Source organism: Kitasatospora mediocidica KCTC 9733 (genome assembly GCF_000744225.1).
GTDB classification, from domain to species: Bacteria; Actinomycetota; Actinomycetes; order Streptomycetales; family Streptomycetaceae; genus Kitasatospora; species Kitasatospora mediocidica.
Window position 1 is genome coordinate 1,432,382 of sequence record NZ_JQLN01000007.1, and the last position, 16,217, is coordinate 1,448,598.

14 protein-coding genes are annotated in these 16,217 nt (G+C 71.0%); 8 read left to right on the forward strand and 6 right to left on the reverse strand.

Features of this window, described 5'->3' with window-relative positions; all coding sequences use genetic code 11:
* Positions 1-19: 19 nt before the first annotated feature.
* On the forward strand, positions 20-1,006 hold the full coding sequence (locus BS80_RS36580) for a hypothetical protein (RefSeq protein WP_051967663.1): 987 nt from the start codon (positions 20-22) through the stop codon (positions 1,004-1,006).
* A 31-nt stretch (positions 1,007-1,037) separates the two neighbouring features.
* Here the strand turns inward: BS80_RS36580 and BS80_RS36585 are convergent, their stop codons facing one another.
* The 4 genes from BS80_RS36585 to BS80_RS36600 all read right to left on the reverse strand — a co-directional run bounded on the left by BS80_RS36585 (position 1,038) and on the right by BS80_RS36600 (position 7,192).
* On the reverse strand, positions 1,038-1,472 hold the full coding sequence (locus BS80_RS36585; RefSeq protein ID WP_035806064.1) for a ribonuclease domain-containing protein: 435 nt from the start codon (positions 1,470-1,472) through the stop codon (positions 1,038-1,040).
* 194 nt (positions 1,473-1,666) lie between these two features.
* Positions 1,667-4,375, reverse strand: a complete 2,709-nt coding sequence (gene ppdK, locus BS80_RS36590) for a pyruvate, phosphate dikinase (RefSeq protein ID WP_035806066.1) — start codon at positions 4,373-4,375, stop codon at positions 1,667-1,669.
* Positions 4,376-4,938: 563 nt separating this feature from the next.
* Positions 4,939-6,045: a tRNA dihydrouridine synthase DusB gene (dusB, locus tag BS80_RS36595; RefSeq protein WP_035807025.1), complete on the reverse strand. Its 1,107-nt coding sequence runs from the start codon at positions 6,043-6,045 to the stop codon at positions 4,939-4,941.
* 247 nt (positions 6,046-6,292) lie between these two features.
* A complete protein-coding gene (locus BS80_RS36600) occupies positions 6,293-7,192 on the reverse strand; it encodes a helix-turn-helix transcriptional regulator (RefSeq protein WP_051967664.1) in 900 nt (299 codons plus the stop codon).
* Positions 7,193-7,293: 101 nt separating this feature from the next.
* Between BS80_RS36600 and BS80_RS36605 the strand changes: the two genes are divergently transcribed.
* From BS80_RS36605 to BS80_RS36615, 3 genes are all read left to right on the forward strand, one after another.
* Positions 7,294-8,745, forward strand: a complete 1,452-nt coding sequence (locus BS80_RS36605) for an MFS transporter (protein ID WP_408607466.1) — start codon at positions 7,294-7,296, stop codon at positions 8,743-8,745.
* Positions 8,746-8,817: 72 nt separating this feature from the next.
* A complete protein-coding gene (locus tag BS80_RS36610; RefSeq protein ID WP_035806068.1) occupies positions 8,818-9,111 on the forward strand; it encodes a type II toxin-antitoxin system Phd/YefM family antitoxin in 294 nt (97 codons plus the stop codon).
* On the forward strand, positions 9,108-9,527 hold the full coding sequence (locus tag BS80_RS36615) for a type II toxin-antitoxin system VapC family toxin (RefSeq protein ID WP_035806071.1): 420 nt from the start codon (positions 9,108-9,110) through the stop codon (positions 9,525-9,527). The genes BS80_RS36610 and BS80_RS36615 overlap by 4 nt, the downstream gene beginning before the upstream one ends.
* Before the next feature lie 55 nt (positions 9,528-9,582).
* Here the strand turns inward: BS80_RS36615 and BS80_RS36620 are convergent, their stop codons facing one another.
* The gene (locus BS80_RS36620) at positions 9,583-10,821 is read right to left on the reverse strand and encodes a L,D-transpeptidase (RefSeq protein ID WP_051967665.1); all 1,239 of its coding nucleotides are present in this window, start codon (positions 10,819-10,821) and stop codon (positions 9,583-9,585) included.
* Positions 10,822-11,282: 461 nt separating this feature from the next.
* Here BS80_RS36620 and BS80_RS36625 point away from each other — a divergent pair, with 461 nt between their 5' ends.
* Entirely contained in the window at positions 11,283-11,864 is a 582-nt protein-coding gene (locus tag BS80_RS36625) for an NADAR family protein (protein ID WP_157536783.1), read from the forward strand.
* Between the two features lie 54 nt (positions 11,865-11,918).
* Here BS80_RS36625 and BS80_RS36630 read toward each other — a convergent pair whose 3' ends face one another.
* Entirely contained in the window at positions 11,919-13,301 is a 1,383-nt protein-coding gene (locus tag BS80_RS36630; protein ID WP_035806073.1) for a glycine--tRNA ligase, read from the reverse strand.
* A 243-nt stretch (positions 13,302-13,544) separates the two neighbouring features.
* Between BS80_RS36630 and BS80_RS36635 the strand changes: the two genes are divergently transcribed.
* The 3 genes from BS80_RS36635 to BS80_RS36645 are packed head-to-tail and all read left to right on the forward strand — an operon-like array spanning position 13,545 to position 16,209.
* The gene (locus tag BS80_RS36635; RefSeq protein WP_035806075.1) at positions 13,545-14,501 is read left to right on the forward strand and encodes a metal ABC transporter solute-binding protein, Zn/Mn family; all 957 of its coding nucleotides are present in this window, start codon (positions 13,545-13,547) and stop codon (positions 14,499-14,501) included.
* Positions 14,502-14,512: 11 nt separating this feature from the next.
* Positions 14,513-15,292, forward strand: coding sequence for a metal ABC transporter ATP-binding protein (locus BS80_RS36640; RefSeq protein WP_408607467.1), 780 nt, complete (start codon positions 14,513-14,515; stop codon positions 15,290-15,292).
* Between the two features lie 5 nt (positions 15,293-15,297).
* Positions 15,298-16,209, forward strand: a complete 912-nt coding sequence (locus tag BS80_RS36645) for a metal ABC transporter permease (RefSeq protein WP_051967749.1) — start codon at positions 15,298-15,300, stop codon at positions 16,207-16,209.
* Positions 16,210-16,217: the final 8 nt, after the last annotated feature.

The window sequence follows — 16,217 nt, forward strand, 5'->3', positions numbered from 1 at the left end:
CTTCGGGCACTCCTCACCCATGACCGCCATCGATTCCGTCCGGCTGCTCGGCGCCGACCAGCAGCACATCGTCACCCGCGCCCAACTGATCGAGCACGGGGTGCCGTCCGGCACCATCGCGCATCGACTGCGGCCCGGCGGACCCTGGCAGCGGGTGCTGCCCCGGGTGATCTGCCTGCAGAGCGGCCGGCTGACCGCCCATCAGCGCCTGCGCGCCGCGCTCAGTTACGCCGCGGCGAAGGGCCAGCGCCCCAGACCCGGGGCCGTCCTGCTGACCGGCCTCGCGGTGCTGGCCGACGCCGGGCTGGCCAGCGCCGGTCACCCGGCCGACCTGGACGTGATCGACGTGCTGATCCCGTCCGGGCGGCGGGTCGCCAGCCGGGACTTCGTCCGGGTGCACCGCGCGCCGGGGATGCCGGCCGGCTTCGAGCGGGACGACGGCCTGTGGAGCGTCGGGGTGAGCCGCGCGCTGGCCGACCTGGCGCCGCACCTGCCGAGCCCCCGCAACTTCCGGGCGCTCTGCGCGGAGGCCGTCCAGGGGCGGCACTGCGAGCGCGCCGACCTGCTCGGCAAGCTGCTCGGCGGACCCTCCACCACCGCCTCGCTGCCGCACGTCCAGCAGGTCGCGGACGAGCTGACGGCGGGGGCGTACTCGATCGCCGAGAGCGAGGCGCGCGAGCTGCTGCGCTCCGGCGGGCTGCCCGAACCGCTGTGGAACCCGGTGCTGATGCTGGACGGCCAGTTCCTGGCGATCCCGGACGCCTACTGGCCGGACGCCTGCGTGGCCCTGGAGATCGACTCCCGGGCCTGGCACCTGCGGCCGGCCGACTACGAGCGGACGCTGAGCCGGGGCAACCGGCTGCAGGCCGCCCGGCTGCCGGTGGTCCGCGCCACCCCGGCCCAGCTGCGCAGCGACCCGGGCGCGCTGCTGCACGAGTTGCGCGCCCTGCTCTCCACCGGCCCGCACGGACCGCACCGCCGGATCACCTGGCAGCGAGCCCGCTGAGACCGCCCTCCATGTGCCGGTCGGTCTGACCTCAGCAGTGCGGGTCGATGGTCTGGAAGGTGCTGTAGTGGTCGTCCGTCCAGTACTCCTCGCCCGGGCCGCCGGTGACGACCCGTCGGGTGCCGCGGTCGCCGGAGCCCGGGGTGACCACGGTGTACTCGTGGTAGTAGCCGCTGCGCTGCTTGGGGAGCCGGCCCTCGCGGTTGTCGAAGACGATGCCGTCCGAGCGGTACGGGTACGGGCCGCCCTTGGCGATCAGGCCCAGGGTGTCCCGGGCCTGACTGGGCAGCTTGCTCTGGCAGACCTGCGCGGTGGCGGCGGTCGTCGCCCTCGCCGAGGCGGTGGCGCGCGAGGAGGCGGCCGGGCCGGCGGACTGGTGACGGCCGATCAGCGCGTAGGCGGCGGCTACTGCGATCACGCAGGCCAGCAGGACTGCGACGGTGGTCAGGCGGGTGCGGCTGGTCATGGGACCAGCTTGCCGGGCCCGGTCGGCCGACCGGTCGGCGGGGGCGTCCCCTCACCCGGACAGCTCAGCCGGGTCCGGACATGCCGCCGGGGCGGACGGACGCCATTGTCCGTTCCGCCCCGGCTGCTGTACGTCCGGCGGTTCTCCTGCGCCGAGCACCGCCGTACGCCCCTCCCCGTTGGAGGGGGATGCGGTCAGCGAGAATCGCTGCCCGCGGTCTCAAGGGCGGCGCGGCCTGCCTCCAGGCGCGCCACCGGGATCCGGAAGGGGGAGCAGGACACGTAGTCCAGGCCCACCTCGTGGAAGAAGTGCACCGACTCCGGGTCACCGCCGTGCTCGCCGCAGACGCCGAGCTTGAGGTCGGGACGGGTGGCCCGGCCCTCCTTCACGGCGTGCTTGACGAGGGCGCCGACGCCGTCGCGGTCGATGGTCTCGAAGGGCGAGACCCCGAAGATGCCCTTCTCCAGGTACGCGGTGAAGAAGCTCGCCTCCACGTCGTCGCGGGAGAAGCCCCAGACCGTCTGGGTGAGGTCGTTCGTCCCGAAGGAGAAGAACTCGGCAGCCTCGGCGATCTGGCCGGCCGTCAGCGCGGCACGCGGCAGCTCGATCATCGTGCCAAGCTTGATGTCCAGCTTGACGCCGGTGGAGGCGGCGACCTCCGCGAGCACGCGCTCGCACTCGTCGCGGACGATCTCCAGCTCCTGGATGGTGCCGACCAGCGGGATCATCACCTCGGGGCGCGGGTCGCCACCGGCCAGCCGGCGCTCGGCCGCGGCCTCGGCGATCGCCCGGACCTGCATCCCGAACAGACCCGGGATCACCAGGCCCAGCCGTACGCCGCGCAGACCCAGCATCGGGTTCTGCTCGTGCAGCTTGTGCACGGCCTGGAGCAGGCGCAGGTCGTTCTCGTTCGGGTCCTTGCGGGCCTCGGCGAGGGCGACGCGCACCGACAGCTCGGTGATGTCCGGCAGGAACTCGTGCAGCGGCGGGTCGAGCAGGCGCACCGTGACCGGCAGCCCGTCCATCGACTGGAAGAGCTCGACGAAGTCGCCCTTCTGCAGCGGCATCAGGGTGGAGAGCGCCTGCTCGCGGTCCTTGTCGTTGTCCGCCAGGATCAGGTGCTCGACCTCCTTGCGGCGCTCCTCGCCGAGGAACATGTGCTCGGTGCGGCACAGGCCGATGCCCTGGCCGCCGTAGCGGCGGGCGCGGTTCGCGTCGTCGGCGTTGTCGGCGTTGGCGCGCACGGCCAGCCGGCGACGGACGTCGGCGTGCGACATGATCCGGTGCACGGCCTGGACCAGGCCGCCCTGGACGTCGGCGCCGGCGTGCAGGGTGCCCTCGAAGTACTCCACCACCGGGGAGGGGAGCACCGGGACCTCGCCCAGGTAGACCTTGCCGCTGGCACCGTCGATGGAGACCACGTCGCCCTCCTCGATCACCTGCCCGTCGGAGGTGGTCATCCGGCGGCGCTTGGTGTCGACCTCGAGCTCCTCGGCGCCGCAGACACAGGTCTTGCCCATGCCGCGGGCGACGACGGCCGCGTGCGAGGTCTTGCCACCGCGCGAGGTGAGGATGCCCTCGGCGGCGATCATCCCGTCCAGGTCGTCCGGGTTGGTCTCCCGGCGGACCAGGATGACCTTCTCGCCGGAGCGCGACCACTTGACGGCGGTGTAGGAGTCGAAGACCACCTTGCCGACGGCGGCGCCGGGCGAGGCGGCGATGCCCCAGCCGATCTGCTTGGAGGTGGCGTCGGGGGCGAAGCGCGGGAACATCAGCATGGCGAGCTGGGAGCCGTTCACCCGGTGCAGCGCCTCGTCCAGGTCGATCAGGCCCTGGTCGACCAGCTGGACGGCGATCCGGAAGGCGGCGGCGGCGGTGCGCTTGCCGATCCGGGTCTGCAGCATCCAGAGCTTGCCGCGCTCGATGGTGAACTCGATGTCGCACAGGTCGCGGTAGTGCAGTTCGAGCTTGTGCATGATGGCCATCAGCTCGTCGTACGACTTCTTGTCGAGCTGCTCCAGGTCGGCCAGCTGGAGGGTGTTGCGGATGCCCGCGACCACGTCCTCGCCCTGGGCGTTGGAGAGGTAGTCGCCGTAGACGCCGACCGCGCCGGTGGAGGGGTCGCGGGTGAAGGCGACGCCGGTGCCGGAGTCCTCGCCGAGGTTGCCGAAGACCATGCTGCAGACGTTGACCGCGGTGCCCAGGTCGTTCGGGATGCGCTCCTGGCGGCGGTAGAGGCGGGCGCGGTCGCCGTTCCAGGAGTGGAAGACGGCGTGGATCGCCAGGTCCATCTGCTCGCGCGGGTCCTGCGGGAAGTCCCGGCCGGTCTCGCGCAGCACGATCGCCTTGAAGGTCTCCACCAGGACCTGGAGGTCGGAAGCGTCCAGGTCCAGGTCGTTCGTGGTGCCCTTGGCGGTCTTGACCTCGTCGAGCGCGTCCTCGAAGAGCTCGCCGTCGACGCCCAGCACGGTCTTGCCGAACATCTGGACCAGGCGGCGGTAGGAGTCCCAGGCGAAGCGCTCGTTGCCGGACTGCGCGGCCAGGCCGAGCACCGAGGTGTCCGAGAGGCCGATGTTCAGGACGGTGTCCATCATGCCGGGCATCGAGAACTTGGCGCCGGAGCGGACCGATACGAGCAGCGGGTCGTCGGCCTGGCCGAGCTGCTTGCCCATCTCCTGCTCCAGGGCGACGAGGTGCTCGCTCACCTCGGTGTGCAGCGAGGCGGGCTCGCTGCCGGTCTCCAGGTAGACCTTGCAGGCCTCGGTGGTGAGCGTGAACCCCGGAGGGACGGGGAGCCCCAGGTTCGTCATCTCGGCGAGGTTCGCACCTTTGCCCCCGAGAAGATCCTTGAGGTCCCTGTTTCCTTCGGTGAAGGAGTAAACAAACTTCTGCGTGGCCGGCATGGGTCGGTCTCCTCGCACGGGGTTGCCCTGACGCCGAGAACATACCCATTTCGAAGGCACTTTTGCGCCCCAGATAGGCCGTCCGGGGCCGATACCGATTGGTAACCCACGGGATCAAATGCTTGTGAAGGCGTTCACCTCTGTTGCTGAAATCGTCCGCCTGACGCTAGCTTGCATTCAGGACTTGAACACAAGAACGCAGGAAGATCGCTCCGAACCGACAGAGGGTAGCGACCGCTCCTCCGAGGCGTGGCCCCGGCTTGATTTCCTGCACCCAAGCGGCCGAATCCACCCCGACGCCCGTTCGGGAAGCGTTTTGGACACCATGGCACATTGAGTACCCCTGATACACCGTCAACCGCACTCCGGTGTGGCAAGAGTCACGGACGCAGCTCGCTCATCGTACGTACGGGAAGTCATCGATCCGTCGCCCAACGCGCCCACTTCACGACTGACTGTGATCTCTTTCTGCCAAAAGGGAGCCCCCTTGGCCAGATTGTCCAAGGGGGCTGGGCCGCACTGTCGGAGCGGGCCATCGGGGCTTTTTCGACAGCCCGTCCAGGTCAGCCGCCAGAGGTGTCCATTTCGGCCTCAACGCCCGGCAGGGCGCAGTCGTACGGATCGTCCAACCACCCCTCGGGCAGGACCACCCGGCCGTTGCCGCTCGTCCGGCCGCGCGGACCGTCCGCGCTCGCCGGCCAGAGCTGCTCCTGGCCGACCTGGGAGAGCAGGTCGGCCAGCTCCGCCAGCGAACCGGCGTTGGCGAGCCTGACCCTCAGCTCCGAGCCGACCGAGAAGCCCTTGGTGTACCAGGCGACGTGCTTGCGGAAGTCCACGACGCCGCGGGTCTCGTCGCCCATCCACTGCCCCAGCAGCTCGGCGTGGCGCAGCATCGCGCGGGAGACGTCGGCGAAGCTCGGGCGGGCGTAGTCGCTCTCGCCCTCGAAGACCGCGACCAGGTCCTTGAAGAGCCACGGCCGGCCGAGGCAGCCGCGCCCGACCACGACGCCGTCGCAGCCGGTCTCCCGCATCATCCGCAGCGCGTCGCCGGCCGCCCAGATGTCGCCGTTGCCCAGGACCGGGACCTCGGCCGGCACCGACTCGCGCAGCCGGGCGATGGCCGACCAGTCCGCGGTGCCGCCGTAGTGCTGGGCCGCCGTGCGGCCGTGCAGCGCGATCGCCGAGACCCCCTCCTCGGCGCCGATCCGGCCGGCGTCCAGGTAGGTCAGGTGCTCGTCGTTGATGCCCTTGCGCATCTTCATGGTGACCGGCAGCCCGCCGGCGCCCGCGACCGCCTCGCGCAGGATCTCCCGGAGCAGGTTGCGCTTGTACGGGAGCGCCGAGCCGCCGCCCTTGCGCGTCACCTTGGGGACCGGGCAGCCGAAGTTGAGGTCGATGTGGTCGGCCAGGTTCTCGTCCGCGATCATGCGGACGGCCTTGCCGACGGTGGCCGGGTCCACTCCGTAGAGCTGCACCGAGCGGGGCTTCTCGCTCGGGTCGAAGTGGATCAGCTGCATGGTCTTGGCGTTGCGCTCGACCAGCGCCCGGGTGGTGATCATCTCGGAGACGTAGAGGCCCTTGCCGCCGCTCTGCTCCCGGCACAGGGTGCGGAAGGGGGCGTTGGTGATGCCCGCCATCGGGGCCAGCACGACCGGCGGCCAGACCTGCATGGGGCCGATCGTGAGCGGCTTGAACTCACCGGCCGCCGGCGGCGCGGGGGCCGGGGCGGGAGCCGCTGCGGGGAGGGTCTGGGCTCGGTCGGGCGTCGTGGTCATGCGCGGCAGATCCTCAGCAGAAGCGGGGCGGACGGGACAGGACTCTCCATTCTCCCTCACCGCCGGCGCGACCCCGGGCGGCGGTCGCCGTCAGCCGGGCGGGGCCGGGGCGGACGGCGCGGGCTGCGGCCGGCCCGGGTGCTCAGCGGACCTGAGCGGCCGGTCCGGACAGGCCCGTCGACACCGCCAGGCGCTCCAGGCGTTCGCGGGTCTCCGCGTCGGCCGGGCTGTAGGTCACCAGGCGGGTCTGGTGACGCAGCCCCAGCCACAGGTTGGTGAAGTCCATCCGCAGCAGGCCGGCCTCGGGGTGGACGAACCCCTTGGTGCCGTCCTCCCGGGCCGCCACCTCGTGCCGCTGCCAGGCCTCCTCGAAGTTCGGCGAGGCCTGCCGCAGCCGCTTCAGCAGGGTCTTCCAGGCGGGGTCGCCGACGTGGTCGGCCATCGCGGCCCGGAACCGCGCCACCATCTGGGTGCGGGCCGACTCCAGGTCCGCCCAGCGGGTCTGGAACTCCGGGTTGGTGAAGATCAGCCAGATCAGGTTCCGCTCCTCGAAGGGCAGGTCGTCGAGGTCGCCGAGCATGCGGTTGTACATGGTGTTGTAGGCGAGGATGTCGTACCGGCTGTTCGTCACGGCGGCGGGCAGCGGTGACAGCTGGTCGAGGATCAGCTGGACCGCCGGGGTGATCATCGGGCAGTCCGCGCTGGGCGTCGGATCGCCGGCACCGGCCAGGATGAAGAGGTGCGCCCGTTCGTTGGGGTCGAGCAGCAGCGCCCGGGAGACCGACTCCAGCACCTGGGCGGAGACCTGGATGTCCCGGCCCTGCTCCAACCACGTGTACCAGGTGACCCCCACGGCGGCGAGCTGCGCGACCTCCTCGCGGCGCAGCCCGGGGGTGCGGCGCCGGCCGCTGCTCGGGAGCCCGACCTGGTCGGGCAGGATCCGCTCGCGTCGGCTGCGCAGGAAGGCGGCCAGCTCCTGGCGTCGTACGTCCACGATGTGCGGGGTTGCCGGGGCCGCGGTGGCGGAGGTTGCGGTACGCATGCCCCCAGCATGCGCCAGTTCGAACCCTGGTGCCAGGTATTCCTTATACCTGGATAACCACACTCTGGTACCAGGGTAGGAACACCTGGATCCTCGTACTCGTGACTCAGCAACTCGAACACGCTCAGGTTCGCCCGATCCACTCCGCGCCCCGCAGCACGACCGAGCCGCACCACGCCCTTTCGGTCGCCGGCCTGGTCACCGTCCTGCTCGGCGCCTTCCTGCCGATGCTCGACTTCTTCATCGTCAACGTCGCCCTGCCCACCATCGACCACGACCTGGCAGCCGGACCGGCCGTCCTGGAACTGGTCGCGGCCGGGTACGGCATCGCCTTCGCCGTCCTGCTGGTGCTCGGCGGCCGGCTCGGCGACAGCCTCGGCCGTCGGCGGCTGTTCATCGCCGGCGCGGCCGCCTTCGCGGTCACCTCGCTGGCCTGCGGCCTCGCCCCGACGGCCGCCACCCTGGTGATCGCCCGGATCACCCAGGGCGCCGCGGCCGCTCTGCTGGTCCCCCAGGTACTCGCCACCATCACCTCCGCCACCTCCGGCGCCCAGCGTGCCCGCGCGCTGAGCATCTACGGCGCGGTCGGCGGCGTCTCGGTGGTGATCGGCCAGGTGCTGGGCGGGATGCTGATCGCCGCCGACCTGTTCGGCACCGGCTGGCGCGCGATCTTCCTGCTCAACGTCCCGTTCGCGGTGCTCACCGCCGTCCTCGCCATCCGCTACGTGCCGGAGAGCCGCTCGCCGCGGCCCAGCCGGGTGGACGTGCCGGGCACCGTGCTGCTGACCGTCGCGCTGCTGAGCCTGTTCGTCCCGCTGATGGAGGGACGGGCCGCGGGCTGGCCGCTCTGGAGCTGGCTGCTGCTGGCGGTCTTCCCGTTCGCCGCGGTCGGCTTCGTCCTCGTGGAGCGGCGCGCCGAGCGGGCCGGGCTGCTGCCGCTGGTGCCGCCGTCGCTGCTGCGGATCCCCGAGATGCGGCACGGCCTGGGCATCGCGCTTCCCTACTTCGGCTGCTTCGGCGGCTTCATGTTCGTCCTGGCGATCACCCTCCAGCAGGGGCTGCGGCTCAGCCCGGTGATGTCCGGCGTGGCCCTGGTCCCGCTGGCCTTCGGCTACTTCTCCTCCTCGCTGGCCGGACCCCGGCTGATCGGCCGCTTCGGCAGCCGGGTGATCACCGCCGGCTCCGCCCTGCAGGCGCTGGGCACCGTCACCCTGATCACGACCGTGCTGGCCGACTACCGCGGCCTCTCCGTCCTCACCCTGCTGCCCGGGATGCTCGTCACCGGCCTCGGCAACGGCCTCGTCGGCACCCCGCTCTTCCGGGTGGTGCTCTCCAAGGTGCCGTCCGAGAGCGCGGGCTTGGGCAGCGGCGTCCTGGCGACCGCTCAGCAGTCCAGCCTGGCCCTGGGGGTGGCGACGCTCGGGACGCTCTTCCTCTCGCTGACGCCCAGCCTGGGCATGGGCCACGCTCTCGCCCTGGTGCTGGCGATCCAGTCGCTCGGCTCCGTGACGGTCCTCTGGCTCAGCACCCGGCTGCCGCGCACGATGGGGTAGGGGTACTTCGTTCGGCTGAATGTGCCGCACATGTGCGGCACATGCCGCACGTTCCCTTCTACCGTGAGTCTCATGACGTCAAGAGTCCCGATCCGGCAGCTCCAGCAGCACGCCAGCGAACTCGTCGACCGTGTCGCCGCCGGCGAGCGCATCGAGATCACCCGCAACGGGCGGCTCATCGCGGTGCTGTCCCCGCCGGACCCCGAGCAACGGGTTCTCGAAGACCTCGTCAGGGACGGCACGATCGATCCCGAGAACGCGGCCACCGCTCGCGGGCTCGCGGACTGGGTCCCGCCCACCGCGCCGGACGGGCTGGCCTCGCCGTCGCAGGCCCTGCAGAACATGAGGGACGAGGAGGAGCGTTGATCTACCTCGACTCCTGTGCGCTGCTGAAGCTGATCGTGCCGGAACAGGAGTCCGACGCTCTGCGGACGTTCCTCTCCGCACGCGGATCCGAAGGACACGCCACCAGCGCACTGGCCCAGGTCGAGGTGCCACGAGCCCTCATCAGGGTCGATGCCCCGCCCTACCTGCTCGACGCCGCCGAAGACGCCCTGGATCGCCTGCTTCGAGTCCGCTTGTCGGATCCCATCCTGCGAGCCGCACGTCTGCTGCCCGGGCAGCATCTGCGCAGCCTGGACGCAATTCACCTGGCCAGTGCCGAACACCTGGAACACGCGCTCACGGCGTTCGTCACCTACGACAAGCGGCTGGCTGCTGCCGCCATCGAGCGCGGCCTTCCCGTCGAGGCGCCGGGTCAGGTCGAGGGTTCCTCGCTCTGACCCGGCGCCCCCGGGGCTTCGGTGGGCTTCGGTGGGCTTCGGTGGGCTTTGGTGGCTACCAGGCGGACCAGGGGGCGTTCCAGCCGCCGAGGCCGTTGTCCCAGGCGACCTGCTTGCCGACCGAGTGGTTGACGATCACCACGTCGCCGATCATCGAGTCGGCCCAGAACTTGCCCGCCACCGAACTGTCGTCGCCGGCCTCGGTGTCCGGCAGGCCGATGCAGCCGTGGCTGATGTTCTCGTGGCCCGCGGCCTCAACGGCCTTGGGGTTGCCGTGCACGTAGGAGCCGGTGTCGCTGATCTTCAGGCCGTGCGGCTCGGTCACGTCGTAGGGCGCGCCCTTGATGGTGGTGGTCGCCGAGTTCATGTGCACCATCCGGTCCTTCTCGAAGACCACCATGGTCCCGTTCCAGGACGGGTTGTCGTCCGCGCCCGCGGTGATCGCGACGTTCTTGGTGGTGCCGCCCTCGGCAACCGACATCTGGTGGGTGGCGGCGTCGACCGTGCTGATCTTGGAGCGGCCGATGGTGAAGCTCTCGTCCTTGTCGACGTTGCCGTAGACCCCGGGAGAGAGTTCGGCGCTCTTGGTGCGGTAGTGGATGGTCACCTTCGTGCCGGGCTTCCAGTAGGTCTCCGGACGCAGGTCCAGCCGGCTGTCGTTGCTGAACCAGTGCCCCTTGACCGGGGTGTTGTCGGAGGTCTCCACGGTGATGGCCGCCAGCGCCGCGGCCTTGTTGACGACCGCCTGGTGGAAGTCGACGCTGATGATCATGCCGACGCCGTACGTCCCGCCGCCGTCGATGTTGTCCACCAGGCCGGCCGTCTTCGTGGGGGTGAGGGTGGTGAAGCCGCTGGTCGTCGTGCTCGCAACACCGTGCGCGTCGACGGCCTGGGCGTTGACCTTGTAGGCCGTCCCCACCGCGAGGCCGGTCGACGGCACCCAGGTCAGCCCGTCGGCGGCGACCGCACCGGCCACCGGCTTCCCGTCCGGGCCGGCCACCGACACCTGGGTCAGCTTGCCGCCGGCCACCGAGACCTTAAGCGCACCGTTCGGGGCCACGTTCTTGGCGCCGTCGCTCGGCTGCACATCCAGCACCGCCGCCGAGGGCGCCGCGGTAACGGACTGCCCACCGGAGACGGCCCCCTTCGGCGCCCCGGCAGCGTTCGTCGCACCGGCGGCGCCATCGCTCGGGCCGCAACCCGTCAGCAGCAGCAGCGCGCTGCTCAACAGCAGCGCCGCACCGACCGGACGGCCCGATCGTCCACCGATGGCCCGTATGCGCTTCGACTCCACTGCCCTGTCTCCCCACCACTCGATCAACTCGTCGAACCATCCGACGCGCTGAGTGGGGTCTGCCGTCGCACGGAAGCGGTGACTGTCACAGAACCGGGACACTCGGCGGTGGAGAGGCCCCTAGGCCGTGTCTGACAATTCCCGCCGGGCCCGCGACGCCGGGCATCCCGGCTGGACGCACCGGCGGATCATCCAAGTACGACCCAGTACGAGGACGATCCGCCGGCACGCCCAGCCGGGCGCCCAACGCCGCGGGCTCATCCGACGCGAATTGTCAGACACGCCCTAGTGCCGCGTGGCCCGGCGCGGGCGGCAGGCCTTCGCGCAGCGGCCGCCGTAGCTGAACATCCGGCGGAGCAGGCTGGTACGGTCCGCAGGTCTGAGAGCTGCTGGTAGGTCATGACCCGATCCAAGCCGGGCAGGTTCGCCGCCTGTCGGACCTCGATGCCACGATGACGTCCATGACGACGCACGAGCAGCTCACCCCGGCCGAGACCCGTACCCGCGAGGAGCTGGCCGCCCTGGTCGCCACCGGGGTGCGGCCCAAGTACCTGCTGTTCTGGGGGCATCGCGCGGAGCGGGACGGGCGGATCGGGGCGGGGTCGCTGAGCCAGTGGTGGCCGGCCGCCTTCGTGGTCGACGGGGTGCGGTACGCGACCGCCGAGCACTGGATGATGGCGGGCAAGGCGCGGCTGTTCGGCGACGAGGAGATCGTGCCGAGGATCCTGGCGGCGCGTACGCCCGCCGAGGCGAAGAAGCTCGGCCGCCTGGTGCGCGGCTTCGACGACGTGCGGTGGGACGCGGCGCGGTTCGACCTCGTAGTGGCGGGCAACGTCGCCAAGTTCGGGCAGGACGAGGCGCTGCGCACGTACCTGCTGGGCACCGGGCGGCGCGTCCTGGTCGAGGCCAGCCCGCTGGACCGGATCTGGGGCATCGGGCTGGCCGCCGACAGCGAACTCGCCACCGATCCGGCGCGCTGGCGCGGGCTCAACCTGCTGGGCTTCGCGCTGATGGAGGCCCGGCGGCGACTGGCAGGGCAGTGAAACACGAAGACCCCCACCGACGGTGGGGGTCTTCGGCGTTGCGTACTGCCGACGTCAGCAGCCGATCAGACGCGCGCCCAGGTAGGTCTTCACCTGGTCGAGCGAGACCCGCTCCTGCGCCATGGTGTCGCGGTCGCGGATGGTGACCGCGTTGTCCTCAAGGGTGTCGAAGTCGACCGTCACGCAGAACGGCGTACCGATCTCGTCCTGACGGCGGTAGCGCTTGCCGATCGCACCGGCGTCGTCGAACTCGACGTTCCACGCGGTCCGCAGGTCGGCGGCCAGGCCGCGGGCCTTCGGCGAGAGGTCGGCGTTGCGCGACAGCGGCAGCACCGCGACCTTGACCGGGGCCAGCCGCGGGTCGAGCCGCATGCCGACGCGCTTCTCCATGACGCCCTTGGCGTTCGGCGCCTCGTCCTCGAAGTAGGCGTCGAGCAGGAAGGCCAGCATCGCGCGGTTGAGGCCCGCTGCCGGCTCGATGACGTACGGGAAGTACCGCTCGCCGGACTCCTGGTCGAAGTACTTGAGGTCCTGGCCGGACGCCTCGCTGTGGGTGGCGAGGTCGTAGTCGGTGCGGTTGGCCACACCCTCCAGCTCGGAGAACTCGTTGCCGCCGAAGTTGAAGCGGTACTCGATGTCCACCGTGCGCTTGGCGTAGTGGGAGAGCTTCTCCTTCGGGTGCTCGAAGTAGCGCATGTTCTCGGTCCGCAGGCCGAGGCCCACGTACCAGTCCCAGCGCTGCTGGAGCCAGTACTCGTGCCACTCCTCGTCCTCGCCCGGCTTGACGAAGAACTCCATCTCCATCTGCTCGAACTCGCGGGTGCGGAAGATGAAGTTGCCGGGCGTGATCTCGTTGCGGAAGCTCTTGCCGGTCTGGGCGATACCGAACGGCGGCTTCTTGCGCGACGTGGTCTGCACGGCCTTGAAGTTGGTGAAGATGCCCTGGGCGGTCTCGGGGCGCAGGTAGGCCAGGCCCGAGGCGTCCTCGGTGACACCGAGGTGCGTCTTCAGCATGCCCGAGAACTCCTTGGGCGTGGTGAAGGCGCCCTTGGTGCCGCAGTGCGGGCAGTTGATGTCGGCCAGGCCGTTGGCCGGCAGCTTGCCATGCTTGGCCTCGTAGGCCTCCTCCAAGTGGTCGGCGCGGTAGCGCTTGTGACAGGAGGTGCACTCGGTCAGCGGGTCGTTGAAGGTCGCGACGTGGCCGGAGGCCTCCCAGACCTCGCGGGCCAGGATCACCGACGAGTCGATCCCGACGACGTCCTCCCGAGCGGTGACCATCGAACGCCACCACTGGCGCTTGATGTTCTCCTTGAGCTCGACGCCGAGTGGTCCGTAGTCCCAAGCGGCACGCGTACCGCCATAGATCTCGCTGCAGGGGTAGACGAAGCCACGGCGCTTGCTCAGGCTGACGATCGTGTCGATCTTGTCGGCGGCCACAGTGCTCTCTTCAGTACGACGACGCGGTCATGGACCAGGGCGGGGCGCAGACAGGGCCCGCGCCGAGAGGTGGGCGGCGCGACCGTAACCGCGCGCCCGAATACCTCAGGTTACCGGCCCGGTGGGTGGCGGATTCAAATCGATAAGCCAAAGACGGTCGAAGCTCAGCCGAAGCCCGGTCAAAGCCGGGCCAAAGCCCAAGGGAGTTGACAATCATTTCCAAGTAAGATGAGAATGATTGTCATGATGCTCTACCGTCGCCGCCTCCCGATAGCCCTCGCCACCGCCACCGCGGGCAGCGCCCTGCTGCTCTCTGCCTGTGGCGGCAGCAGCAGCGCCGAGGCCGGCGACGGCAGGCTGAACGTGGTGGCGTCCTTCTACCCCCTCCGGTACCTGGCCGAGCAGATCGGCGGGGACCACCTCAAGGTGACCGACCTCACCGCGGCCGGCGTCGAGCCGCACGACCTGGAACTGACCGCCCGCCAGGTCGGCGCGGTGCAGGACGCCGACGCCGTCCTCTATCTCAAGGGCCTGCAACCCACCGTCGACAAGGCCGTCGCCCAGTCCCGCTCGCGGCACGTGGTGGACGCCACCGTCGCCGCCCCGCTGGTCGACCACCACCTGGACGAAGGCGCCGAGGGCGACCACGACCACGACGGCCACAGCCACCCCGACGCCGCCGGCGACCCGCACCTCTGGCTCGACCCGACCCGGTACGCCGCGGTCGCGGCCGGCGTCGGCGCCGAACTCGCCGCCGCCGACCCGGCGCACGCCGCCGACTACCGGCAGAACGCCGACGCCCTGGTCGAGAAGCTCGGCGGCCTGGACCGCGAGTTCCACAACGGTCTGACCAGCTGCGGCGGTAAGGCCTTCGTCACCAGCCACGCCGCGTTCGGCTACCTCGCCGACCGCTACGGCCTGGAGCAGATCGCCATCAACGGCGTCGACCCGGAGTCCGAGCCCACCCCGGCCCGCCTCGGTGAGATCCAGCAGGCGGCGAAGGCGCACGGCGTCAGCACGGTCTTCTTCGAGACGCTGGCCAGCCCCAAGCTGGCCACCACGGTCGCCAAGGACCTGAACCTGAAGACCGCCGTGCTGGACCCGATCGAGGGCGTCCGCGAGCCCGCCGCCAACGACTACTTCTCGATCATGCGGCAGAACCTGACCGCCCTGCAGACCGCACTCGGCTGCTCGAAGTGAGGGAGCTCCCGGTGACACCCGTGACACCCGTGCCCCACACCACCGCACCGGCTCTCCGGCTGCGCGGCGCCGTCGCCGCGCTCGGCGGCCGTCCGGTCCTGCACGGGGTGGACCTGACGGTCGCCCCCGGCGAGGTGGTCGCGCTGCTCGGCGCCAACGGCTCCGGCAAGTCGACCACCGTCAAGACCGTGGTCGGCGCGGTGCCGCTGCTCGGCGGCGAGCTGGACCTCTTCGGCACCCCGCGGGCCGCCTTCCGGGCCTGGCACCGGATCGGCTACGTCCCGCAGCGCACCACCGCCGCGAGCGGCGTGCCGGCCACCGTGCGCGAGGTGGTCTCCACCGGACGGCTGCCGCTGCACCGGCTGCTGCCCTTCCGCCGCCGGGACGCCGCGGCCGTCGACCGGGCGCTGAACGCCGTCGGCCTGCTCGACCGGGCCGGCGACGGGGTCGCCGACCTCTCCGGCGGGCAGCAGCAGCGGGTGCTGATCGCCCGGGCACTGGTCGCCGCGCCCGACCTGCTGATCATGGACGAGCCGATCGCCGGGGTCGACCTGGCCAGCCAGCAGGTGCTGGCCGACATCCTGCGCCGCGAGGTCGCGCGCGGCTCGGCCGTCCTGCTGGTGCTGCACGAGCTCGGCCCCCTCGCGCCGCTGATCGACCGCGCCGTACTGCTCCGGGACGGCCGGGTCGTCCGCGACACGCCCGTCCCGGAGCAGTACGGCGCGCTCCCCCGCCAGGACAGCCGCGCCGCGCGAGGCCGCCTCACCACGACCCCGGGACGGCCGCTGTGACCGAGATGCTCTCCTACGACTTCATGCGGCGCGCCCTGCTGGCCGCCCTCCTGGTCGGCGTCACCGCACCCGCCGTCGGCATCTACCTGGTGCAGCGCCGCCAGGCACTGATGGGCGACGGCATCGGCCACGTGGCGCTGACCGGCGTCGGCCTCGGCCTGGTCTTCCAGACCAGCCCGGTCTGGATGGCCGTGCTGGTCTGTGTGCTGGCCGCGGTGGTCATGGAGCTGGTGCGGGCCCGCGGCAACCAGCGCGGGGACATCGCGCTGGCGATGCTGTTCTACGGCGGGATGGCCTGCGGCCGGCTGCTGATCAGCAAGGCCCCCGCCGCCACCGGGACCAGCGGCAGCCTGGACAGCTACCTCTGGGGCTCGATCCTCGCGGTGGACTCCACCGACCTGCTGACCATCGGCGCGCTGGGCGCGCTGGTCGTCGCGGTCACCCTCGGGCTGCGCCGCCAGCTCTTCGCGGTCTGCCAGGACGAGGAGTTCGCCAAGGTCAGCGGCGTGCCGGTGCGTCTGCTCAACCTGCTGCTGGCCGTGACGGCCGCGGTGACGGTGACGGTCGCCATGCGGGTCGTCGGCCTGCTGCTGGTCAGCGCCCTGATGGTGGTCCCGGTCGCGGCGGCGCAGCTGCTGACCCGCTCGTTCGCGGCCACCCAGGCGCTGGCGATCGCGATCGGCGTGGCGGTCTCGCTGGGCGGGGTGGCCACCTCGTACCGGACCGACGTGCCGCCGGGTTCGGCCATCGTGCTGCTGGCCATCGCGCTCTTCGCGCTGTTCAGCCTGCTGGCCGCCCCGCTGGCACGACGCCGGCACCGGAGCTCCGTGCCACCGCAGGCCGGAGCGCCGCGGGAGGAGCCGGTCACAGTCGCGGTCCGGGAGGACCCTGTCGGGAGTGCGAGGCTGGCACAATGAGCTGTGAC